The organism is Streptomyces sp. NPDC058000 (genome assembly GCF_042886435.1).
In the GTDB taxonomy this organism is placed as follows: Bacteria; Actinomycetota; Actinomycetes; order Streptomycetales; family Streptomycetaceae; genus Streptomyces.
In genome coordinates this window covers 70275-92734 of record NZ_JBHVQS010000028.1, presented here as the reverse complement: position 1 = coordinate 92734, position 22460 = coordinate 70275, and the positions used below count along the sequence as shown (strand labels likewise).

Annotated in this window: 14 protein-coding genes; 12 read left to right on the top strand and 2 right to left on the bottom strand. The window is 73.6% G+C overall.

Annotated features, from left to right (window positions below):
• Positions 1-62: 62 nt before the first annotated feature.
• Together ACFVT2_RS25250 and ACFVT2_RS25245 are read right to left on the bottom strand one after the other, a co-directional pair.
• Positions 63-749: an RES family NAD+ phosphorylase gene (locus tag ACFVT2_RS25250; protein WP_390021553.1), complete on the bottom strand. Its 687-nt coding sequence runs from the start codon at positions 747-749 to the stop codon at positions 63-65.
• Positions 750-752: 3 nt separating this feature from the next.
• On the bottom strand, positions 753-1523 hold the full coding sequence (locus ACFVT2_RS25245; protein WP_390021552.1) for a hypothetical protein: 771 nt from the start codon (positions 1521-1523) through the stop codon (positions 753-755).
• A gap of 231 nt (positions 1524-1754) precedes the next feature.
• On the opposite strand from ACFVT2_RS25245, the gene ACFVT2_RS25240 reads away from it, so the two are divergent.
• The 12 genes from ACFVT2_RS25240 (at position 1755) to ACFVT2_RS25185 (ending at position 22429) form a co-directional block, all read left to right on the top strand.
• Positions 1755-3098 (top strand): hypothetical protein, encoded by a 1344-nt coding sequence (locus tag ACFVT2_RS25240; protein WP_390021551.1) that lies wholly within the window; start codon positions 1755-1757, stop codon positions 3096-3098.
• Positions 3088-5193 carry an AAA family ATPase gene (locus ACFVT2_RS25235; RefSeq protein WP_390021549.1) on the top strand — a complete coding sequence of 702 codons (2106 nt, stop codon included), beginning with the start codon at positions 3088-3090 and terminating at the stop codon, positions 5191-5193. Before ACFVT2_RS25240 ends, ACFVT2_RS25235 begins: the two co-directional genes overlap by 11 nt.
• Positions 5184-5858, top strand: a complete 675-nt coding sequence (locus ACFVT2_RS25230; protein ID WP_390021548.1) for a 4Fe-4S single cluster domain-containing protein — start codon at positions 5184-5186, stop codon at positions 5856-5858. The genes ACFVT2_RS25235 and ACFVT2_RS25230 overlap by 10 nt, the downstream gene beginning before the upstream one ends.
• Complete coding sequence (locus ACFVT2_RS25225) at positions 5846-6403, top strand: FHA domain-containing protein (RefSeq protein ID WP_390021547.1); 558 nt, start codon at positions 5846-5848, stop codon at positions 6401-6403. The genes ACFVT2_RS25230 and ACFVT2_RS25225 overlap by 13 nt, the downstream gene beginning before the upstream one ends.
• Before the next feature lie 61 nt (positions 6404-6464).
• Complete coding sequence (locus tag ACFVT2_RS25220; RefSeq protein WP_390021545.1) at positions 6465-9632, top strand: hypothetical protein; 3168 nt, start codon at positions 6465-6467, stop codon at positions 9630-9632.
• Entirely contained in the window at positions 9629-13669 is a 4041-nt protein-coding gene (locus ACFVT2_RS25215; protein WP_390021543.1) for a CHAT domain-containing protein, read from the top strand. The genes ACFVT2_RS25220 and ACFVT2_RS25215 overlap by 4 nt, the downstream gene beginning before the upstream one ends.
• A 34-nt stretch (positions 13670-13703) precedes the next feature.
• Positions 13704-14264 carry a hypothetical protein gene (locus ACFVT2_RS25210; protein WP_390021541.1) on the top strand — a complete coding sequence of 187 codons (561 nt, stop codon included), beginning with the start codon at positions 13704-13706 and terminating at the stop codon, positions 14262-14264.
• Between the two features lie 510 nt (positions 14265-14774).
• Complete coding sequence (locus ACFVT2_RS25205) at positions 14775-16061, top strand: phenylacetate--CoA ligase family protein (RefSeq protein WP_390021540.1); 1287 nt, start codon at positions 14775-14777, stop codon at positions 16059-16061.
• Complete coding sequence (locus ACFVT2_RS25200; RefSeq protein WP_390021538.1) at positions 16058-17389, top strand: MFS transporter; 1332 nt, start codon at positions 16058-16060, stop codon at positions 17387-17389. Before ACFVT2_RS25205 ends, ACFVT2_RS25200 begins: the two co-directional genes overlap by 4 nt.
• Positions 17386-18600 carry a GNAT family N-acetyltransferase gene (locus ACFVT2_RS25195; RefSeq protein ID WP_390021537.1) on the top strand — a complete coding sequence of 405 codons (1215 nt, stop codon included), beginning with the start codon at positions 17386-17388 and terminating at the stop codon, positions 18598-18600. The genes ACFVT2_RS25200 and ACFVT2_RS25195 overlap by 4 nt, the downstream gene beginning before the upstream one ends.
• The gene (locus ACFVT2_RS25190) at positions 18597-19760 is read left to right on the top strand and encodes an acyl-protein synthase (RefSeq protein WP_390021535.1); all 1164 of its coding nucleotides are present in this window, start codon (positions 18597-18599) and stop codon (positions 19758-19760) included. Before ACFVT2_RS25195 ends, ACFVT2_RS25190 begins: the two co-directional genes overlap by 4 nt.
• Complete coding sequence (locus ACFVT2_RS25185; protein WP_390021533.1) at positions 19760-22429, top strand: acyl-CoA reductase; 2670 nt, start codon at positions 19760-19762, stop codon at positions 22427-22429. Before ACFVT2_RS25190 ends, ACFVT2_RS25185 begins: the two co-directional genes overlap by 1 nt.
• Positions 22430-22460: the final 31 nt, after the last annotated feature.

Sequence of the window (22460 nt, the reverse complement as noted above, 5' to 3'; positions counted from 1 at the left end):
CGAGGCATGCGTGATTCCCTTCCAGGCCCGCAAGCAGCGGTTCGTGGCGGGGTGCGGGGTGGTCACTTGCGGGTGCGGGGCGCTTCCACCCGGATCCGCAAGGGGTCCAGGAGCGCGTTGACGTAGTCGCGGCCGGCCGTGCTGTCCAGGGGCAGCGGGTCCTGGCCGGACGGTGCGAGCCGGGCGGGGGCGTCGTCGGGCGCGTAGAGGACACAGACGTCGCTGGAGTCCGGGCCGAAGTCCTGACGGGAGGGCCAGCGGAAACCCGCGGCCCACGGGGCCTGGTTGCGTATCCAGGAGCCCCAGCGGCGGGTGCGCGGGTAGTCCGGGGCCGAGGACTGGACCAGCCAGATGTCCTGGTGGACCGCGGTCAGACCGGCCCGGTCGGTGAGGTCGACCAGCGGCAGGTCGGTCACCGCGACGACCTTGGACAGCAGCATGTCGCGCACCCGCCGCTGGGTGATGCGGCGCCGGCCGTCGGGCCGGAAGCACAGGTCACGGGCGAGGGTCTCGCACAGCGCGGCGAGCGGCGACAGTGCCGCGTACAGGTAGGGGGCCGGGCCGGCGCTCAGTTCGTCGCGGATGTCGCAGAACCGCCCACCGCCCCAGTGCAGATCGGCGGGCAGCTCCTTGAACTCGGTGGCGGCCCGGCGTGCGCTGTGCACGCGCCACAGTTCGGTACCGGCCGGCAGGACGTGCCGGCGCGGCAGGGCCCGGACGGTCGGGGCGGGGATCATCTGGTCGGGCACGCCTCACCACTCCGGGGTCTCGGCCCAGGCGGCGGACCGCAGGGCGTCGTCCGCTCCGGTGCCCAGCAGCCGCGCCGGCGGGGCGTCGAGCCAGACGTTGGAGCCCAGCCACCAGTCGGCGGCGCCCCAGGGGTCCACCTCGGCGGAGAGCAGACGGTTGATCTCGATGACCACCGGGTACGGCGCACCGGATCCCGGGTCGAACTGGAAGGTGGGGATCAGTTCCACGTCGTTCTCGTCGGTCAGCAGGATGAGGTCATGGGCCTGGTCGGCGGCCAGGTCCACGGACGCGGCGGGTACGGCGGGTTCGGCGAGCAGCCAGGCATCGTCGGCGTCCGGGCGGTACGGAGCGGTGTCTCCGGGGGCCGGTTGGGCGGTGTCCCCGGTGCCGTGCGGGCCGTCGGTCGCGGGGCGGACCGCGGTGCCGGCCAGGGCCGCCGGGCCGTGGCCGGGGGTGCCGAGCACGTCCGTGCGCAGCGCCAGGAGCAAGGGCAGCAGCTGGGGATCCGGCGGTGCCGCCGCCCCGGGTCGGAAACGCACGCCGGGCGGGGTCAGGGCCTCCCGGGCGGGGTGACTTGGCGGGGCGAACGGCTTGATCAGTTCGCGCAGGTCGCGGGCGGCGGCCACGGGGTCGTCCTCGGCCTCGGCCAGGATCTCCCACAGTTCCTCGCGCGCCGCCGGGTCCAGTCGCCCGGACAGGTCCGCCCAGTGCCGGTGGATCGCCTCGACGGCCGTGGCCAGGAACGATGCGCCCTCGTTGCGGTTGGCGGCCAACGCGACACCCCCTCTCCCCGCTGGTCACCGTAACAGCGCGGAGACGAAGGGGAGTTGAGATCGCCGAAGGGGATCCGGGGGCGGGGCGGGTGAGGCATCATGGGTACCTCGCATCGCCCGCGGAAAATCGGTGCACGTCGTCAGGTACCCGCCCCACGGGCTCCGGGCACCGCCCTGCATCGACCGTGCGCCCGTCCCGGGCGGTTCACCTACGGCCCTGGGGGAGGGGCAGTGAGCAACTCCGCGGCATACCGGTGGTCCTACGTGGACGTGGAAGCCGAACGGCGCCGGGAACTGCGCGCCCAATTGGCGCAGGAGACCGCCCGCGCCCGCGAACTACAGGAACAGGCCAGGGCACTGCGCCGGGTGCACCGCACCGCGCCGGTCGACGTGCCCGTCGTCACCGTGTCGTCGCAGGCCGGCTCCGAGGAGCTCGGCACGGCGCTGGAGTCGGCCCGCCGGACCAACCAGCGGGCCGAGGCCGAGCTCGGCCGGGCCGCCGCCGGCATCTGGTCCGTCCCACCCGAACGGAGCGACCGCCCGGCGACGCCTCCGCCCGCTGCCCGGCAGCGCGCCGCGCAGGAGGCGGAGCGGGCGCGCCAGGAACGCAGCGCACAGGTCAGGGCGGCGGCGCTGGTGGAGGCCGAGGCCCTGCTGCACCGCGACGGGCCCGCCTGCGAACCGGCCGACCTGCCCGGCTTCGCCCGCCGCCTGGAGGCGCTGCGCCGGGCGGACAGCCCTGAGGCGGCCCGCACACTCCTGGCCGATCTGGGGGTCCTGGTGCACAAGTCGGCGCTGCGGCAACGGGCCGCCGCCCGGACCGCCGCGCTCCGGGCCCGGCTGCTCGACCGCCTGGCGGATACCGAACCGACGGACCGGCAGCGGCTCGCGGCGGCCGTGGCCGAGGCACCCGACCCGTCCCACCTCCAGGACGAGGTGGAGCAGGCCGTGCAGCGCGCGGATGCGGCCCGGTACCGCTCCGCCGTCGCGGACACCGTGATGCAGGTGCTGCGCCAACGCCACTACGCCGTGGGCGAGGACTTCGCCGACCTGCTCGCCGCGGACGGCAGCGTCATCGTCCCGTTCGGCGCCGCGGCCGGGGCGCCGGGCACCGGCTCGGTCCCCGAGGGCTACGGCCTGCGGGTCGCGCTGCCCGCCGACCGGCCCGGCCTGACCACCGCGCTGGTACGCGCCCCGCAGGTCGGCACGGACGACGGCGGCAGCGTCGCGGACCCGGGAGCGGAGACCGACGACCGGGTCCAACGCTGGTTCTGCGACGACCAGTTGCCGGGTATCGAGGACGCGATCCGCGGCCACGGCGTCGGTCTGGACCGCACCTCCGCGCTACCGCCCGGCGTGCGGCGCACCGTGGTGGTCCCCGACGCCCCCTGGCCCGAGACCGGACGCGCCCGCGACGACCGTACCCATGACGACCGCACCCACGACCGGACGACCGGCGACCGGACGGCGGAGGACCGTGCGGCCGGCGATCGCGCACCGGCCCGGCGTCCGGCGAAGAAGGCCACGCCGCCGCGGACCACCGCGTACCCACAGGAGCGGCAGCGTGAGCGCTGACACCCCCACCCCGCTCCACAAACCCGACCCGCCGCCCTCGGAACCCGCACCACCCCCGGCCCCGGCCTGGATCCGGGAACTGGACATGGCACTCGCGGTGTACCCGCAGATCCTGCTGACCGGCAACGTCCGCGACCAGTTCCTGCTGCCCGAGGACGGCGACGGGGGAGTGGCCCTGCCCGAGCCGGACCGCCCCCTGATGCCCTACAGCCTGGAGGACATCGTCGAATCCGTCTGCCGGGCGCGCGGCTACGGCGCCCTGGCCCGGCAGGACAACGTGATCGACCGGGTGGTCGCCTGGCGGCTCACCGACGGGTTCACCTTCCCGCCGGCCCTGCGCCGGATGGCCGAGGAGGACGCCCGCACCGAGCGGGACCGCGCCCGGCGGGAGGACGACGGACCGGACGCCGAACAGGAGGCGGACGAGGACGACGACACCGAGGCCGGCACCGCCCGGCTGCGCGAGATCATCATCGGCACGGTCCGGCACACCGGCCCGGCCATCGGCCTGATCGTCCCCTACACCGACCGGCTGGGCTCCTCGCGCGGCCCGGTCGCCGGCCAGGCGGCGCGACTGCTGGCCACCGTCGAGGAGTTGGGACACACCGCGCGCCCGGTCGCCGGCGACGGGGGCGTCACGCCGTACAACACCCTCTTCTGGGTGGTCGAGAAGCAGGAGGACCTGCCGCTCGAATTCGCCATCGGCAGCCGCGCGCTCCGCGTGATCACGGTGCCCGAACCACCGCACGACCAGCGCCGCGAAGCCAGCCGGTACGTCGTCGAACGGCTCGCCGCCCGCCGCACGCGCGAGGGCGGCGAACCGGTGGCGGAACCCGAGCGGGCCCGGGCCACCGAAGCGTTGGCCCGCTCCTCGTACGGCCTCGGGGTCGGGGAGATCCTGGCGGTCGGGCGGATGGCCGCCGACCGGGGGTTGCCACTGGCCCGCCTGGACGAGGCGGCCCGGCTGTACCGGGTGGGCGTACTGGACAACCCCTGGGCCACCCAGGCGGTGCGCGAGAACATCCTCAACGGCGAGGACTACCTCAACGCCCAGGTCATCGGCCAACCGCACGCCGTACGGCGCACCGTGGAGATCTTCATGCGGTCGGCCGCCGGACTCACCGGCGCGCAGTCCGCCAGCTCGCCCAGCAGACCGCGCGGCACGCTGTTCCTGTCCGGCCCCACCGGCGTCGGCAAGACCGAACTCGCCAAGGGCGTCGCGAAGATGATCCTCGGCGAGGACGCCCGGCCGATCCGCTTCGACATGAGCGAGTTCGCCGAGGAACACGCCCGGGACCGCCTCATCGGGGCGCCGCCCGGCTTCGTCGGGCACAGCGCCGGCGGCGAGCTCACCAATGCGGTCCGCGCGCACCCGATGAGCGTCCTGCTCTTCGACGAGATCGAGAAGGCCCACCCGCGGCTGTTCGACCTGTTCCTCCAGATCCTGGAGGACGGCCGACTCACCGACGGACAGGGCGCCACCGTGCACTTCACCGAATGCGTCCTGATCTTCACCTCCAACCTGGGCGTCGCCGCACAGGTGGTGCGCTCCTCGGCGCAGCGCACCGCCCCCACCGGCGGTACCGGCGGCGACGCCGGCGACAGCGGTGGTGACGCGGAGAGCAAAGAAGCGGAGGAGGCCAAGCGAAAGCCCCGGCTCACCCGGCACGACAAGCCCGAAATGGTGCGGGAGGCGCTGCGCTCGGCGTTCGACACGTTCTTCAACGACCACATCGGCCGGCCCGAACTGCGCAACCGGTTCGGCGACAGCTTCGTCCCGATGGACTTCATCCAGCCCGAATCGGTGCCGCTGATCCTCAACAAGTCCCTGGAATCGGTGATCGCCCGCGTCCGGGAGGTGCACGGTGCCGAACTCACGGTCGCCGACGACCCCTGGGAGGTGCTGCGCGTCGAGGCCGCCGGCCGCCTGGACCACGGCGGCCGGGGCGTGGTGACCGCCGTCGAATCGGCGCTGGTCAACCCGCTGTCCCGGGAGCTGTTCCACCAGCCGGCCCGGCGCGGGGAACACCTGGAGGTCGAAGCCGTGGAAGGCGAGGGCGAGGCGTACACGGTGCAGGTGCGGCGATGGAACTGACGGGGGAGACGCTGCGGGTGTCCGACGTCCTGGGGCCGATCACCACCCTCGGGCCGGGCCGCCGCCTGGGCGTGTGGGTGCAGGGCTGTCCGCTCGCCTGTGCCGGGTGCATGTCCCGGCACACCTGGGATCCGCGCGGCGGCCGGGACGTCGGCGTCGGGCAGCTCGCCGCGCTGTGGCGCCAGGGGCTGGCCGACGGCTACGACGGGCTGACGGTCAGCGGCGGCGAACCACTGGAACAGCCCCGGGCACTGGCCGCGCTGCTGGCCGCCGCCGACCGGGTACGCCGCGAAGCCGGACGCCCGGACGCGGACCTCCTGGTCTACACGGGCCGGGAGGACGCCGAGATCACCGCCTCGCCGCAGGCCGTCGCGGCCCTCACCCACGCGGACGCCGTCATCACCGGGCGGTACCGCGCGGGCGAACCGACCCGGCTGGTCTGGCGCGGCTCCGCCAACCAGCGGCTGGTGCCCCGCACCCCGCTCGGCCACCGCCGCTACGGCCCCCATCTGAGCCGGCTCGCCGACCGGCCCGAGCTACAGGTACGGGTGACCGCCGACGCCGTCCACCTCATCGGCGTCCCCCGCCCCGGCGAACTCAGCTCACTGGAACGGGACTTGGCGGCCCGCGGAGTGACCTTCCAGGAGAACTCATGGCGACCGTGACCACCCGATACCGCTGTCCCGTGACGCCGGACGCCTGCCCGACGTCGCCCCGGCGCGGCTTCTGCCCGGTACACGAGTGGGAGCGACTGGTACCCGAACGCACCTTCCTCGCCGCCGAGTTGGAGGAGGAAGCAGTCGATCCGGCGGGCGATGCGGTGGACGAGCCGGCGGCCGGGGAGGCGACCGGGCACGAGGCCGGGGGCGCCACCGGTCCGCCGGTCCGACTCGCCCTGGTACTCGCCGGGGCGTTGGTGCCGGTGCGCGACGAGGGCGGGGCACCGACGCTGCTCGGCCGCGACGCCCCCGACTGCGCGCACGTACCGGAGCTGTCCGCGCTCGACCAGATCTCCCGCGCACACGCCGAACTGTCCTGGCACGCGGGCCGGCTCCTCCTCACCGACACCGGCTCAGCCAACGGCACCTACGTCGACGACGAGAGGATCACCGGCCCCACCCAGATCTGGCCGGGTAACCACCGGCTCCGACTCGCTCGGGACGTCGAGGTGACCCTCGTCGCACTCGACGAGTTCGGTGCGCCCTGCTGAACAGCACCACGACCCGCCCCCGCACGCACCCGGCACCGCGACGCCGGAACGAGGAACCCTCATGGCCGACACACCGACCGAAGACCCAGCAGGCGACGCCGGGACGCCCCACAAGCGCCCGAGCCCACCGACCCGCAAACAGCACCGCGACCCCGCGCCCCCGAAGCCGGCGAGCCCGCCGCCCCGCGCCCAGGGCCCGGACGCCGCGGGCCGACCGAGCCCGCCGACCCGCCACCAGGACCCGGACGCCGTCCCACCCCGCCCCACGAGCCCGCCGACCCGCGCCCAATACCCCGAAGTCGTCTCCCCGGACGCCCCCACCCGCCCCACCCCGCGCCGCACCGACCCGCCCACCCGCCGCGAGGCCGGCAACACCGCGCACCGCGAGTTCCCATCGGGCCTGCGGGACCGCTACGAGCCCCACGGCGTCGCCGGCGCCGGAAGTGAGGGCACCGTCTGGCACGTGCGGCGGCTGGCGGACGGCTCCGACGCGGCGGTGAAGGTCGCCCACCCGGGCCAGGCCATGGACATGGACACCCTCGAACACCTCGCGACACCGGAGTTCCGGCGCCACGTGCCCCGCATCCACGACTTCGGGGAGATACCGGTCGGCCCCGCCGTATGCGGCTGGGTGGCGATGGAGTACCTGCCCACGGCCCTCGACGACCACCTCACCCGCCAACTGCGCGGCGGCCAGCGGCGCGACGACCACACCCGAACCGAACACACCGTCCGCGAACTGGCCGACCTCCTGGACTTCTGGCAGACCCGCATCGACCGCAACCCACTGGACCTCAAGCCCGCCAACATCCTGGTCAGGGAACGGCCCGACGGCGCACCGGAGTTCGTCGTCGCGGACTTCGGCGGTATCGCCAAGTTCACCGCGAGCCAGAGCTACCGCGACTTCCAGATCACCGCCCTCTACATGGCGCCCGAACAGATCGTCCACCAGAACCTCAAGGCCACCCCCTGGTGGACCCTCGGCCTGGTGCTGTACCAGGTGTTCACCGGCCGCCCGCTGTACGTCCTCGACGACGACGCCCGGATCACCGACGAGGCATGGACCCGGGGACTGATCCTGCACAGCGAGGTCGACCTCAGCGCGGTCACCGACGCCCGGCAGAACCTGCTGCTCCAGGGCCTGTTGACCAAGGACCCCGACGACCGGTGGACCGCGGCCGAGATCCACCGGTGGCTCAAGGGCGAGACCCCGGACGTCGTCCGGCCCTCCGCTCCCACCGCCCCGACCGCCGCCCGACACGCCAACCGGCCGATCACCTTCCGCGGCCAGGCCCACCACGAAGCCGAGAGCCTGGCCGCCGCCATGGCCCAGCATTCGGAGGCGGCCGCGAAGTGGCTCATGAAGGAGGGCGGGCCGCGCCTGGCGGCCTGGCTGCGCGAGGACCTGTCGGACACCGCCTACGACAGCGAGCAACTGCTCACCCTCAACCGAGGCCGGGACGGGCAGCGGCTGATCCGTGCCTCGGTCGCCGCGCTGGCCTTCGTCGCCGTCTTCGCGCCCACCGCGACCCCGCAGTACCGGGGGCGGCGCGTGGACGCGGAGGGCATCGCCCGGATCGCCCAGGGCGGCGAGGCGGTCGGGTTCGTCGAGGAACTCCTGGCCGCCTCCGTTCCCACCGTGGCCGCCGGCTTCGTCTGCGGCCACGAGCAGTGCACCGACGGACGCTGCCAGGTGCTGCTCACCCTCGCCGACGAACTGCCCCGCACCCTCGACCGGATCCGCACCGAGGCCGGCACGCTCAAGCGCCGCGGCGACCACAGCACCGACGGCGCCCTGAACACCTACGAGACGAACTTCGCCTACGGCCTGGCCGCGGCCCTGATCGTGCACCCCGGAAACCGCCGGCGGGCCCTGGTACCGCTGGCCGGGCTGCCGGGCGTACTCGCCCCGCTGGCCACCAAGGCGCCGGTGGCCCTCCTGGTGTTCCTCGCCCACTTCAGCGCACTGCGCCACCAGGCGCTCGCCGTGCTGCGCCGCCGCAAGGAGGACGCCGGATTCCTCCGGAGCTGGGCGGACCTGCACCGCCGGGCGGCAGGCGGGGACCCGGCCACCGTGCCCGGGCGGGCGGCCCTGGTCGCCGCCGCCGCGCTCCTGCCCCGGGTGCTGCGGGCCGACGCGCTCGGCACCGACCACCAAGTGACCCTGCGCGAGTGGTGGTCGGCCTCCCGGATCCCCCTGGCACAGCGGCTGATCGCCGCCGCCACCCTGTGCACCCTGTTGTGGCTGCTGATCTGGTCCGGCGCGGTGTTCCGGTACGTCTACGACACCGACCTCGGCTGGGCGGCGCTGTGGCCCGGCGACACCCTGATCGTCCCGCTCACCCGCGCCGCTAACGCCGCCATCGCGACCCAGGCCGGACTGTGCGCGGTGGCGCTCGCCGGTGCGCTGGCCTTCGCGGCGGCCCCCGCCAGGCTCAACCGCCCCCTGCTGCTGGCCGTCGCGCTCCTCGCCGGCTACCTCGGCTACGCCCGCCCGGACCTCCCCCCGCTCGACCTGCTGCACCTGGGCGACGACCTGGCGGAACGACTGCGCCACCTGGAGGGCGGCTGGCGCAGCGGGAACGGCCTCGTGGCCCTCGTCATCTTCCCGCTGGGATGCGTGGCGTTGGGCGTCTTGGCCCGTTGGCTGCTGGGACAGGCCCGCACGGCCGAGGAGACCCAGGCCGGACTGCGCCGCGAACGGGCGGAGCGGCGGCGGGTCCGGGCCGGGCTCCCCGCGCGCCCGCACCACAACGTCCGGCAGTGGCGGACCGGCGCGGACGGCACCCGGGACCGCGTCCAGTTCGGCCTGGCCGCACTGCTGACCCTGGTCACCGTGTTGTGGGCGGCCGTCGAGATCCGGGTCGCCCTCCTCAGCGGGGAACACCGCACCCTCGCCTCGTGGGGGACCGGTCAGCAGGGCGCCTCCTACCAGTCGCAGTACCTGCTGGTCTGCGCCGCGATCTGTGCCGCGGCGGCGCTGTGCCGGCCGGCGGGCGCCCGCCGGGTGTGGGGGTGGGCCGTCGTCGCCGTCACCGCACTCGGTCTGCTTCCGCCGCCCGTTGAGCCGGCCCAGGCGCTGAGCGTGCCCGTACTGCACGACCTCTTCACCGGCCTCGCCGCCACCTGGGGGCACGGGGCGTTCTGGGCGGCGCTGCTGCTCGCCCTGCCGCTGAGCGTGTACGCGGGTGGCTTCGCCGTACGCCGCACCCGGCGTGCCGCGCGATGACGCCGCCACCCGCGCCCACCCCACCGGAGCCCGCGCCCGGTACCGCGACGTCCGCTCCGCCGGATCCGACGCCCGGTACCGGGCCGCTCCCCCTGCTCGACCTCGCCGAGCAGCTGCTCGAACACCACGACGCACAGGAGCGGCCCGAGGAAGCGGGCCGTGCCTGGAACCGCTGCCGCGCGGTGCTGCACGGAGCCCGCGACGCCTTGGAAGCCCAGGGCGCCGCCGCCGACCCGGACGCCCTGGCCCGGGCCCGGTACCTGCTCGGCCTGACCCTGTCGGTGGGGTACTGGCAGGCCACCGGCGGCCGGGCGGACGCCTACGGCATCGACGACACCTGGACGCTGCGGGAGGACGCGGCGCGGCTGCTGGCCCTGAGCCGGGCCACCCTGCCCGACGACGCCCCGGCGTACCCCACCGCATGCCTACGCCTGGGACTGCTCCTGCACGACCGGCACGAGGCCCCCGGCCAGGACGCCGCGTCGCCCGCGCACACCGCCCACCACGACGACCTGGACGAGGCCCTGGCCGCTTTCCAGGAGGGGTTGCCGCTCCTCGACGAGGCGCCCCACCCGGGAGTGTTCGTCACTTACGCCTGCGCGCTCGCCGACCGCTACGACCGCGACCGCGTCGCGGACGACCTGCGCGACGCGGCGGCCCTGCTGGCGGAACTCCTCGACGCACTCCGCCCGCCCGGCCGGCAGCCCGCGACGGACGGCGCCGGCTCCTGGGCGGACGAGGCCGACCAGTTGGAGATCGAGGCCCGCATCCGGCTGATCCGGCTCCTCCAGGAGTCCCCGGAGCCGGCCGACGCCGAACGGGCCGGCCACCACCTGGAGTTGCTGGCCACCACCGCACCCCACGACCACCCCGCCCGGATCTTCGCCAGCGGGCACCTGATCGACGCCTACCAGCAGCGGGGCGGCGGATCGGTACGGCCGGACGACGAACCCGCCTATGTCGCCCGGCTGCGCGATCTGCACCGGCTGCTCGACCCCGACGACCCCGACCACGCCCGTGCGACGGTCATGCTGGGCGGCGCACTCGTCGAGCGGCAGCCCCCGGGCCGTACGCCGCCCCCCGAACTGCACGAGGCGGTCGACCTGCTGCGGACCGCCCTCACCCGACTGCCCCCGGACGACGCCCTGAGCCCGCCCGGCCACGCCCTCCTCGGCAGCGTGTTGAGCTTCCTACAGGAGCACCAGCCCGAGCGGTACGACCTCACCGAGGCCCGGCACCACCTGGAACGCGCCCTCGACGGCTACCCCGCCGACGACCCGATGCGCGGCAACCTGCTCCACCACCTCGCGCACGCCACCCTCGTCGACGACCGTGCCACCCCCGACCTGGACGGCATCGACCGCACCCTGGCCCTGCTGAACGAATCGATGCGGATGCCGTCCCCCACGCCCGGTTTCGGCTCCCAAGCACACGGCGCGTACGCCGCCGCGCTCAGCCAGCGGCACGCCCTGTCCCACTCCGCCGACGACCTCGGCGCCTCGCTCCGCCACCTGACCGCCGCGTTCCGGCAGACCCCCGCGGACGACCCGAACCGGATCGTCTACCTGCAGAACCTCGCCGTCGGCCTCTACCAGCGCTATCTGGCCGGCGGCGACCTCCAGGACCTGCACACCGCCCACCACTACCTGAACGAGGTCAACGCCGTCCTGGCCGGCGGCACCGTCGCGCCCGACGTCCGGCACCTGGTCGAGCGGGACCGCCCCCACCTCGAACACGGCCTGGCGCAGCTCCAGTTCGCCCTCGCCTTCAACTCCCGCAACGCGCAGGCGATGACGGCGGCCATCGCGGTACAGCGCCGGGTGCGGGACGCCCTCGCCCCGGACGACCCCTGGCGCCTGCCGTTCGAAGCGGACTACGGGCTGATGCTGCTGGTGTACTCCTTCTTCGGCGGCACCCCGCGGGACCGGATCGACGGCCTCCTCCTCATGGTCGAAGCCGTCGAGTCCCTGCCCACAGAGGACCCGCACCGCCCCCGACTCCTGCTGCGGACCGCCGGCGCCCTGCTGATGACCTCCGCCACCCCCTACCGCGCCCGCGGTATCGCCGCGGCGGAGAAGATGCTCCAGGACACCCTGGCGGCCGTCGTCCCCGAGAGCCAGGAAGGGCTCCGGGCCAGTGCCCTGTACGCGCTGCTGCTCCACCACCGCTTCCGGCACACCGGCGCCCCCGGCGACGCCGACCGCGCCGTCGAGGTGGCGCAGGCCGCCCGTGACCGGATCCGCACCCGCGCCCCGTCCCCGGTGAGCACCCTGCTCGGCAACGTCCTCGCCGATGCCCTACGGGCCCGCTCGGCCCCCGGGGACGCCGCCGCCGCCCGACGGACCGGCATCGCCGCGCTCCAAGAGGCCGCCACCGTCGTCCTGCTCCAGGCCGCCGCCGAACCGGCCCTCCAGATGGCCCGCACGGCCGCCGACCGGGCGTTGCAGATCGCCCGGTGGTGCCTGGCCGACGGCGACCTGCCCGGGGCCGTCGAAGCGCTCGAACTGGGCCGCGGTCAGGTCCTGCACGCCTCCATCACCACCGCCGACGTCCCCGCGCTGCTGCGCGCGGCGGGCCGCGCCGACCTCGCCGACGAGTGGGAGGGCCGGGCCGGCCGACGCCGGGCACCGGCCACCCCCGACCTGGGGGCACTCCTGGGCGGCGAGGGCGCCCTCCTCGGCACCCTCGCCGAAGGCGCCGAACCACCGCTCCCGGACGACCTGCGGCACCGCGCACTCACCGCCCTCGCCCAGTCGGACGCGGGCACCGCACTGACCACCGCACCCACCCCCGACGCCATCGCCGCCACCCTGCGGGCCGCCGACGCCCGTGCCCTGGTCTACCTGCTGCCACCCGGCGGCGCCGGCTCCCTCTCCGCCGAAGTGGCCGGCAGCGGTGCCGCCGTCATCCTCACCGACGACGGACGGCTCGACACCCTCGACCTCGGCCTCCTCCGCCCCCAGGGCCTCCAGCACCTCCACACCTACCGGGAGGCACACCGCCACCGCCAGAACGCCCTGGCACAGCTGCCGCACGATGACCCCGAACACCAGGTAGCGCACGCCCGTTGGCAGGCCGCACTCCAGGAACTGTGCGACTGGGCCGGGCCCACGGTGATGGGGCCGCTCACCCGCGCACCCCTGATCCGCGCCGCCGGCCCCGAACCCCACCTCGTCCTGGTCCCGTTCGGCGAACTCGGCGGCATCCCCTGGCACGCCGCCCTGCTCAGCAGCGGCCTGCGCCACGGCGGCCGCCCGGTCCGCGCCGTCGAACGCCTCACCCTGTCCTACGCGGCGTCCGCCCGCCAGCTCCAAGAAGTCCTGGGCCGCCCCCGCCTGCCCCTGCACACCGCGCCGGCCATCGTCGGCAATCCGGACGACTCCCTCCCCGGCGCCGCCAGCGAGGCCCGCCAGATCCACGCCGCCCTCTACCCCCAGGGCCTCCTGCTGGGCAAGGTGCGCGGCGCCGACGGTCCCGGCACACCCACCGACATCCTGGCCGCCCTCCCCGGCCGCGAACGGGCCGGCGCCTCCGTCCTCCACCTGGCCTGCCACGCCTTCCCCTCCGCCAGCTCACCCCTGGACGCCCACCTCGCGCTCGCCCCCGATGGCGCGGGGGGCAAAGAGGACGCCGGTCACCTGTCGGTCCGGGAGATCCTGCACCAGGCCCAAGGCCGCCCACCCGGCGCGCCGGGCGGCCTGGTGATCCTCGACGCCTGCGTCAGCGACCACACCGCCGGCGACTTCGACGAAGCCCTGACCCTCTCCACGGCGTTCCTCGCCGCGGGTGCCACCGGCGTCATCGGCTCACGCTGGGAGGTCCCCGACGGACAGACCGGCCTGCTGATGTACGTCCTCCACGACCACCTCCGCGGCGGCGCCACCCCCGTCCGCGCGCTCCGCCAGGCCCAGTTGTGGCTGCTGGACCCCGCCCGCCGCATCCCCCCTGACATGCCGCGGCGGGTGGCCGACATCCTTGACGACGGCGATCCGGCCGCCCTGGAACTGTGGGCGGCATTCGCCTGTCAGGGACAGTGACCGGATCGGTCACCACACCAGAGGGGGAGGCACCATGGACGCGGCCGTAGCCGGCCTGCTGGCAGCGCTGGTGGGCGTGGGCGGCACCCTGGGTTCGGCCTGGCTCACCCAGCGCCGCAGCGACGCCGACCGACGCGAGGAACGGGAACACCTCGAACGCACCCGCCGCGCCGAACTGGCCGCCCAACACACCCAAGACGGCCTGGCCGCCCGCCAGTCCACGTACACGGCGTTCAACGCCGCCGCCCGGAACTACCTCGCCTGCCTCAACGACCACGCGCACGCCCTGCAACGGGACCCCGTCGAGCCCGACGAGACGCTCGACGCCATGGAAACCGCGCGTATCGAATTCCGCCAGCGGTACGCCGAGGCGCAAATGGTGGTGCCGGACACCGTGTTGGCCGAGGTACGCCGGGCCAACACCGCCCTGGGCGGGATCTACGGCATCCTCGTCCGCCTCACCCGTGGAGCCGCGGCCGACGGCGACACCCTCGGCACCGCCCGGAACCGGATCAAACAGAGCTGGCGGGTGCTGTCCGACATGCGGGCGACCATGCGAGCGGACCTGAGGGTGACCGGCCCGTCCCACGAATGACCGTTCGCGAAGGGTGCGCGCCTTGTGCGGCGGGACATCCTGCCCGGCTTCCGCGTCCGAACTCCTCGCGATGCACGGGGCCGACCCGAAAGCCGTGCGCATTCCGGCGCCGGTGTAGCCGGAGCACGGTCTCGCCGCGAGGCTGATTCTCTTACCAGGCACTCGACCCAAGAATTACTAGAATAGTCAACTGAAGCTCAAAAACCGGTACCGCGCCCGGCCGAAAAGCTACGTGGTGAGGCACGTCACCGTGCATAGTGGAACCGGTTGGATGCGTAGGGCATCCAGTGCGATCCCGGTTGGTAAAAATACCGTTTGCGACCCCACCGTGCGTTAGTCGGCACTTCGGCCATGACATACCATCACTGAGCGAAGTACCCAGCGCGGAAAGGTGCGCAGGAACGACCCTGACCGGGTTTTCCCACACCACCCGTCGCTGCCCCCACCTCATGAGCTGGTGCCGCACACCCCGCGGTACCGGTTCTTCGGAATGCGAAAAACAGGAATGCAATGCCCGTTCAACAATTAACGGAACTCATACGCTTCGTGCGTCGCAACTCACCCTTCTATCGGGAGCTCTACGCCGGCCTCCCGGACCGCCTGGACGAGTTGACGGACTTGCCGGTCGCCCCGCACGACGCATTCTGGCGAGCCAACACTCCCCGCAACAACAGCCTTTTGACCGGACCGCTCGACGAGGCGGTGGTTTTCAAGAGCGGCGGCACGACCGGCGCGCCGAAGTTCTCCGTCTATACCCGGGAAGAATGGCGGGAATTCACCTCCGCGTTCGGCAGTGGACTCGTCGAAGCCGGGCTCCGCCCCGGACACCGGGTCGCCGACCTCTTCTACGCAGGTGAGCTCTACGCGAGCTTCACCTTCATCCTGGACTCCCTCCACCGGGCACCCGTCGCCAACGTCCGGCTGCCGATCGGCGGCGCCGCACCGCTCGAATCGACCGTGCACACGCTGACGGAATTCGACGTCGACGTCATCGCCGGCACCACCACGACACTCTGCGGCCTCGCCGACCACCTCGTGCGGAACGGGCGTCAACTCCCCGACGTGCGGATCCTGTTCTTCGGCGGCGAGGGACTCTTCGACGACCAGCGGCCGCTGCTCCGCAAGGCGTTCCCGCATGCGGAGGCCCGCTCCATCGGCTACGCCGGTGTCGACTCCGGGCTGCTCGGACAGGCCGTCCCGGGGGCCGACCCCCGCGTCCACCGCGCGTTCACGCCGTACACCGTCGTCGAGATCCTCGACGAGCACACCGGTGAGCCGGTCACCCGCGAGGGCGTTGCCGGCCGCGTCGTCGTCACCGACCTGCGCCGACGGCTGATGCCGATCATCCGGTACCCCGTCGGCGACCGGGCGGAGTGGACCGATGCCGCCGCCGGGCACTTCCGCATCCTCGGCCGGGCCGAGGAAGGCGTGCGCATGGGCGCCGTGTCCCTCTACACCCAGGACGTGTACGACCTGGTGCGCGCCGCCGACCCGACCGGCCGGGTGATCGGCACACAACTCGTGGTGCGCCGCTGGGACGGTCGGGACGGACTGGTCCTGCGGCTGGCGGTGGACGGAGACCCGACCGCCGATGGTGCCGGGGGCCCGAGTGAGCTCGGACACCTCGCCGCCGCCATAGCCAAGGAGATCCTCGCCGCCCGCCCGATGTACGCCGAGGAAGTCGACGCGGCCCGCATCCACCCGATCGCCGTGGAGTGGGTCCGGCACGACGAACTCGTCGTCAACGCGCGCACCGGCAAGCTGATGCGGGTCATCGACGAACGGCCGCACTCATGACCGCGACCTCGACCCCGCGCCGTCTCCCGGTGGTCCTCCGCAATCGGGCCTTCGGCGCCGTCTGGGTCGCACAGGTCCTCACCCAGGCCGCGGGCCGGATGTTCCAGGTTGGCGTGGTGTGGTGGCTGGTCGGCCACGCCATCGGCGGCGAAGGCGACCGCGGCCTCGCTTCGGGGGTGTTCCTGGCGGTGAGCACGCTGCCCGCGGTGGCGCTCGCCCCGCTGGTGGCCTCCGTCATCGCCCGCTGCCAGCACCGCACCGTGCTGGGTGCGTCGGCCGCCGTGGCGGGCCTGGTCGCCGCCGCCACCGCCGGATGGACGTACCTCGGCTCGCCGCCCATGGTGGTGGCCTACGGGGCCGCGCTGCTGCTGGCCGGCTGCCAGGCCCTCTTCGACCCGTGCCTGACCACCTCCGTTCCCGAACTCGTCGACGACGCCGACATCGAGGCCGCGACCGGGTTCGAACTCGCCACCCAGTCACTGGCCGGCCTGGCCGGCGGGCTGTTCGGACCGCTCGTGGTGGATGCCTGGGACCTGACGGGCATCGTCTCCGGGTGCGCCGGCGCGTACCTCGTCGCGGCCGGGTTGGTGGCCGTCACCCGCTTCCCCCGGGGCGGCGCGGCGCGGGACGGCGACGCCCCGGCCGACGGCGCACCGCCCCGGCGGACGCTCCGTCAGATCCTGGCGGACCACCCCTTCATCCGGCGGGTGCTGCTCTGCTTCGCCGCGGTCAACGTCTTCTCCACCGCCCTCTACATTGTCATGCCCCTGTATACGCGCGCCGTGCTGCACGCGCACGGTTCCACGGCGGCCGCATTGGAGACGGCACTGGGCATCGGCACCCTGCTCGGGTCGTTCACCGGCGCGCGCCTGCCCGGATCGGCCACCACCGTCGGCGGGGCCTGCCTGGCACTGCTGGCCGTGGCCCTCGGGACGCCGGGCCTGATCGCGGACCGCGGCGCGGTCGTCGGAGCGCTGGTCGTCGCGGGCTGGTGCGTAGGAGCCATCGGCGTGCGGTTCGTCGCACTGTTCCAACGACTGGTCCCGGCCGCGGACAAGCCCGGCTTCTTCGCCGTGATGCAGGCCCTGCTCGGCGCGACCTTCCCGCTGTCCTCCCTCCTCTTCGGCGCGCTCGGCGACCACCTGTCACCGCGGATCCTGTGCCTGATCCAAGCCGTCGGGCTCCTCCCGCTCGCCGCGGCGCTGTGGTGGACCGGACGACGCGCTGACGCACCGCCGGAGGCCGCCGAACGCGCACCGGCCGCGTCCGGCCCCGCCGCACCCACTCCCGCGCCCGCCGGCAGCACGCCGCTGGGGGAGGCCCGATGACCACCACCATCCGCCCCGCCGCACCCCAGGACATCGCCGAACTCCGGCAGTTGTACTTCGAGGTGTACGGCCACGGTTACCCGGTGGCCCTCGGCAGCGACCCGACCGAGATGCACCGCCTGATCACCGACCCGCACAGCCACTGGCTCACCGCACGCCGCACGGACACCGGCGAACTGGTCGGCTCAGTGGTCGTACAGACCGACCCGGGCAACCGCGTCGGCAAGCTCGTCGGCCTCGCGGTCCACCCACGCCAACGCCAGTGCGGACTGGCCGGCCGACTGACCGGCGCGGTCACCGCCGACGCCTTCGCCGCCGGCACCCTCGACTCCATCCACACCACCGTCCGCATGGTCACCCAGGCGCCGCAACGCGTCGTCGCCCGCAACGGATACCGTCCGCTGGGCCTGCTGCCCAACGCCGCCGACGTCTCCGGCTGCGAGACCCTGGCCCTGTTCGCCTGCTACGCCGAAGGCGTCCTCGAACGCCGGGAACAGGTGACCGCCGTTCCCCGGGCCCTGCTGCCCCTGCTGGAAGCGGCCGAGGAGAGCATCGGCATCCCCTGCACCGGGGTCCTTCCCCTGGCCGACGCGGACATCGCTCCGCCACTGCCGCACCCGGGCAACCCCCCGGCGACCGACCCGTCCCCGGGCGCCCTCCTGACCGCCCCCGTGGCCACCCGGCCCAGCACCCGTATCCCCATCGAGGTGATCACCGCACCCGGCTTCGTCCGCCGCCGCTTCCGCGACCTGTTCCCCGACCCCGCGGGCGCCTACTCCCCGCTGCGTACCCCGAACACGGTACTGACGACGCCGGACGGCGAGTTCGAGATCTACGCCGACCTCGATCCGGCGGCCAGCAGCTGTGCCCTCGTCGCCGTGCACCCGTACCCGTCGGCCGCCACCCGGGCCCTCGATTCGCTGATGACAGCGCTCACCCGGGCCGGCGCCGACTACGTCGAGACGCTGGTGCCGCTGTCCGACACCGCCGCACTGCACGCCTTCCTCTCCGCCGGCTTCGTCCCCAGCGCCGGCTACCCGGCCATGCGCCGGGTCGACGACCGCTTCCACGACTACGTCGTCCTCTCCCGCACCGACCGACAGATCGACTTCCGGACCACAGCCGTCAGCCCGCTGATCCAGCCGTACCTCAGCGCGTACCTGACCGCCTGGGCGTCGACCTACCTGCCCCAGCACGAGGTTGTCCGATGAACCCGCATCTCGCCCCCGTCGAGGTCCCCGACCCGACGGCCCTCGCCACCGTCCAACGCCTCTGCGACCTCCCGTCGCCCTACGCCACCGGCCCCGAGACCGACGCCCTGTTCGCCGCCGCGATGGCCGAGTCGCATGCCTGGCACGCCGAGCGCTCCCCGCTGTTCCGCGCCCTCCTCGACGACGCCCCGGAGGCTCCGGCGCCCACCGTCGGCGCGCGGACCCGCACCCCGCTCCTGCACGCCAACTTCTTCAAGCGCCACGAAGTGCTCTCCATCCCGCGCGACGAGGTCTTCCTGCACCTCACCTCCTCCGGCACCACCGGCCAGAAGTCGCAGATGTTCTACGACCGGTGGACCATCCGCGCCGCCCAGCGCATGGTGGCCCGCATCTTCGACCACTACGGGTGGATCACCCCCGACCAGCCCGTCAACTACCTCCTCTACAGCTACGAGCCGGCCCCCGAAGTGCGCCTGGGCACCTCCTTCACCGACAACTACCTCTGCGACTTCGCACCCGCCCGGCACACCACCCACGCCCTCCGGCACACCGGCACCGGCCACGCCTTCGACGTGCACGGCTGCATCGAAGCCCTCCGCCGCTACGTCGACGACGGACTGCCGGTACGGATCCTGGGCTTCCCGGCGTTCCTGCACTTCACCCTGGAACGCATGCGCGCCGCCGGCGTCCCGCCGCTCCAGCTCCCGCCGGGCTCCCTGGTCATCCTCGGCGGCGGCTGGAAGGGGCACGCCGACCGGCAGATCGCCAAGGAGGAGTTCTACGACGAGGTGACCCGACAACTCGGCATCCCCCAGGAGCGGATCCGGGACACCTACGGCTCCGTCGAACACTGCGTGCCGTACGTCGAGTGCACCCACCACCGCCTGCACGTGCCGGTCTGGTCCCGCGCCGCGGTACGGGACACCCGCACCCTGCAACCACTGCCGTACGACCGACCCGGCTACCTCCATCTGGTCTCCCCGTACATCACCTCGGTGCCGGCGCAGAGCGTCGTGATGGGCGACCTGGCCTCCCTGCACCCCGGGGACGCGTGCCCCTGCTCCCTGGACACCCCGTGGTTCACGATCCACGGCCGCGCCGGGGTGAGCCGCAACCGCAGCTGTGCGGTGGCCGCCGCAGAACTCCTGAAGGGAATGTGATGATCCGCGAACTCCACTTCTGGCAGGGCGAGTTCATCGGTGAAGCCGACGCGGCCGAACGTCTCGCCGAGCTGCCGGGCCTCGTCGAACGCGCCCTGGCGGAGCCGCTGTCCACCGAGACGGTCCTGGTCGCCTGCGACACCGTCAGCCGCGCCCTCCAGCAGCCGCACAGTGCCGTCCACACCCGACTCCTGGCCCAGCTGACCGGCCCCGGAGGCGCAACGCCGCCCGATCCCGAGGAGGCCGCAGCCACCCTCGCCGAGATCGCGGACGCCCTCGCCCGGCCGGCCCTGGAGCGCAAACTCCGGCGCGAACTCGGCGGCCCGCGCCCGGAACGGTTCACCCGCCCCGACGCCCGCGAGACCGTCTACGAGGCATGGGCCCCGGTCGGCCTGCTCGTCCACATCGCCCCCGGCAACGCCGCCGCGGTCGCCTCGCTGAGCGTGGTCGAGGGCCTCCTCGCGGGCAACATGAACGTGCTGAAGACCAGCAGCAGCGACACCGCACTCGCCCCGCACCTGCTCGCCGAACTGGCCGCCGCCGACCCCACCGGAGCCGTCGGCCGCCGGATCGTCGCACTGCGGTTTCCCTCCAGCCGCCAGGACCTGATGCGGTTGATGTGCGAGCCCGCCGACGCCGTGGCCGTATGGGGCGGCGAGGACGCGGTGCAAGGAGCCGCGGCCCTCATCCCGCCCGGCTGCCGGCTCGTCGAATGGGGCCACAAGATCTCGTTCGCCTACCTGACCCGCGAGGTCGTCACGGACCGGGCCGCCCTCGCCGCGCTCGCCTCCGACGTCTGCCGGGCCGAGCAGCAGGCGTGTTCCAGCCCGCAGGTCATCTACCTGGACGTCGAAACGGGCGGCGACGCCGAGGCCGCCGCCACCCGCGACGAACTCTTCGCCTTCGCGGAGCAGTTCGCCGCCGTACTGGACGAGGTCTCTGCCAAGTTCCCCGGCCCGTGGGGCGCGGCCGACGCGGCGGCGGACGGGACCGCCGGCCCTGACCGGACCACCATCACCGACCGGAATTCTCACGCTGACCGGATCGACAGCGCGGCCCGCGCCGACGCAGCCGAGCAGGCCGAGATCACCACCACCGAACTGGTCGCCCGGGCCGAGCAGCACCTCGGCCTGACCAAGGTCATCACCGCCGACGACGGGAGCTGGCGGGTCTTCGCCGACACCCGCCCGGCCCTCACCGCCTCCCCCCTCCACCGCACCATCTGGATCAAACCGCTGCCCCGCCGCGACATCCTCGCGACCCTGCGGCCCATGCGCCGCTACCTCCAGACCGCCTCCGTGGCCGGCACCCGCGCCGACATCGCCCAGCTGTCCCGCACGCTCATCACCGCAGGCGTCCAGCGGATCACCCCGCTCGGCGCCATGCTCGACAGCTACCACGGCGAACCCCACGACGGTGTCTACGCCCTCCAGCGCTACAGCCGACGGGTCAGCGTCCAAGCCACCGGCACGGAATTCGCCGCCACCCCGTGCCTGGACGACCTGATCGCACCCACCACCCCGCCCGCCGCACCCACCGGCCCCCTGATGGACAAGGCAGCGGCCCAGGCCCAACTGCGCTCGCTCGCACCGCACCACGCCCAGCTGTACTTCCGCAGCGGCGGAACCACCGGCGCGCCGGCCCTGTCGGTCTTCACCTGCGACGACTACGACACGCAGATGCGCGCGTCGGCGCACGGCCTGCTCGCCGCCGGCTTCGAACCGGCCCACGACCGCGCCGCCAACCTCTTCTACTGCGGCGGCATGTACGGCAGCTTCATCAGCTTCTTCTCCATCCTCGAACGTCTGGGCGCCACCCAGATCCCGATGGCCGCCGGCCCCGACCACGAGGCGATAGCGGAGGCCCTCGTCACGTACCAGGTGGACACCCTCTTCGGGATGCCGTCCTACCTGTGGCAGCTGTTCCACACCCAGGCCGAGCGGCTGCGGTCCTACGGCGGCATCCGCAAGGTGTTCTACGGCGGTGAGCACTTCACGGGCGAACAACGCCGCATCCTCACCGAAACCTTCGGCGTGGACGTCATCCGCTCCGCCGCCTACGGAAGCACCGACCTTGGCCCGCTCGGCTACCAGTGCACCCACGCCCAAGGCACGGAACACCACGTCCTGACCGACCTGCACACACTGGAGATCCTCGACCCGCAGGAGGACCGCCCCGTCCCCGAGGGCCAGCCGGGCAGGCTCGTCTTCACCACCCGCACCAGGGCGGGTCAGCACCTGGAGCGCTACCAGATCGGCGACCTGGGCCGCGCCGTCGACGGGGTGTGCCCCTGCGGTAGCCACACCCCGCGCATCGAACTCCTCGGCCGCTACGGCGAGGTGTTCCGCATGGGCACCTACCACTTCAACTACCGCCGCTTCACCCAGGTCGCCGAGGAACACCTCGGGTACCGCGGCGAGTTGCAGCTCGTCCTGACCAATGGGACCGGCCGCGAACACCTCACTGTCCGCCTCGACGAGCGCTACGCCCCCGAACCGGACACCGCCCGCACGGCACTGCTGGCCCACATCCCCGAACTCGGCTCCGCGGTCGGCCCGGAGGCCCTCCTGACCTGCACCGTCGATACCGCCCCCACCCTCGCCTTCGAACGCACCCCCACCAGCGGCAAACTCCGCACCGTCATCGACCGCCGCACTCCAACTGCCTGACCCCTCACCGACGCAGTGCCTGGGGGCTGTG

What these genes read in the sequence shown, in the direction of transcription:
- ACFVT2_RS25230 (WP_390021548.1), top strand. Translation starts at nt 5,184, where the DNA reads ATGGAACTGACGGGGGAGACGCTGCGGGTGTCCGACGTCCTGGGGCCG.
- ACFVT2_RS25225 (WP_390021547.1), top strand. Translation starts at nt 5,846, where the DNA reads ATGGCGACCGTGACCACCCGATACCGCTGTCCCGTGACGCCGGACGCC.
- ACFVT2_RS25220 (WP_390021545.1), top strand. Translation starts at nt 6,465, where the DNA reads ATGGCCGACACACCGACCGAAGACCCAGCAGGCGACGCCGGGACGCCC.
- ACFVT2_RS25215 (WP_390021543.1), top strand. Translation starts at nt 9,629, where the DNA reads ATGACGCCGCCACCCGCGCCCACCCCACCGGAGCCCGCGCCCGGTACC.
- ACFVT2_RS25210 (WP_390021541.1), top strand. Translation starts at nt 13,704, where the DNA reads ATGGACGCGGCCGTAGCCGGCCTGCTGGCAGCGCTGGTGGGCGTGGGC.
- ACFVT2_RS25205 (WP_390021540.1), top strand. Translation starts at nt 14,775, where the DNA reads ATGCCCGTTCAACAATTAACGGAACTCATACGCTTCGTGCGTCGCAAC.
- ACFVT2_RS25200 (WP_390021538.1), top strand. Translation starts at nt 16,058, where the DNA reads ATGACCGCGACCTCGACCCCGCGCCGTCTCCCGGTGGTCCTCCGCAAT.
- ACFVT2_RS25195 (WP_390021537.1), top strand. Translation starts at nt 17,386, where the DNA reads ATGACCACCACCATCCGCCCCGCCGCACCCCAGGACATCGCCGAACTC.
- ACFVT2_RS25190 (WP_390021535.1), top strand. Translation starts at nt 18,597, where the DNA reads ATGAACCCGCATCTCGCCCCCGTCGAGGTCCCCGACCCGACGGCCCTC.
- ACFVT2_RS25185 (WP_390021533.1), top strand. Translation starts at nt 19,760, where the DNA reads ATGATCCGCGAACTCCACTTCTGGCAGGGCGAGTTCATCGGTGAAGCC.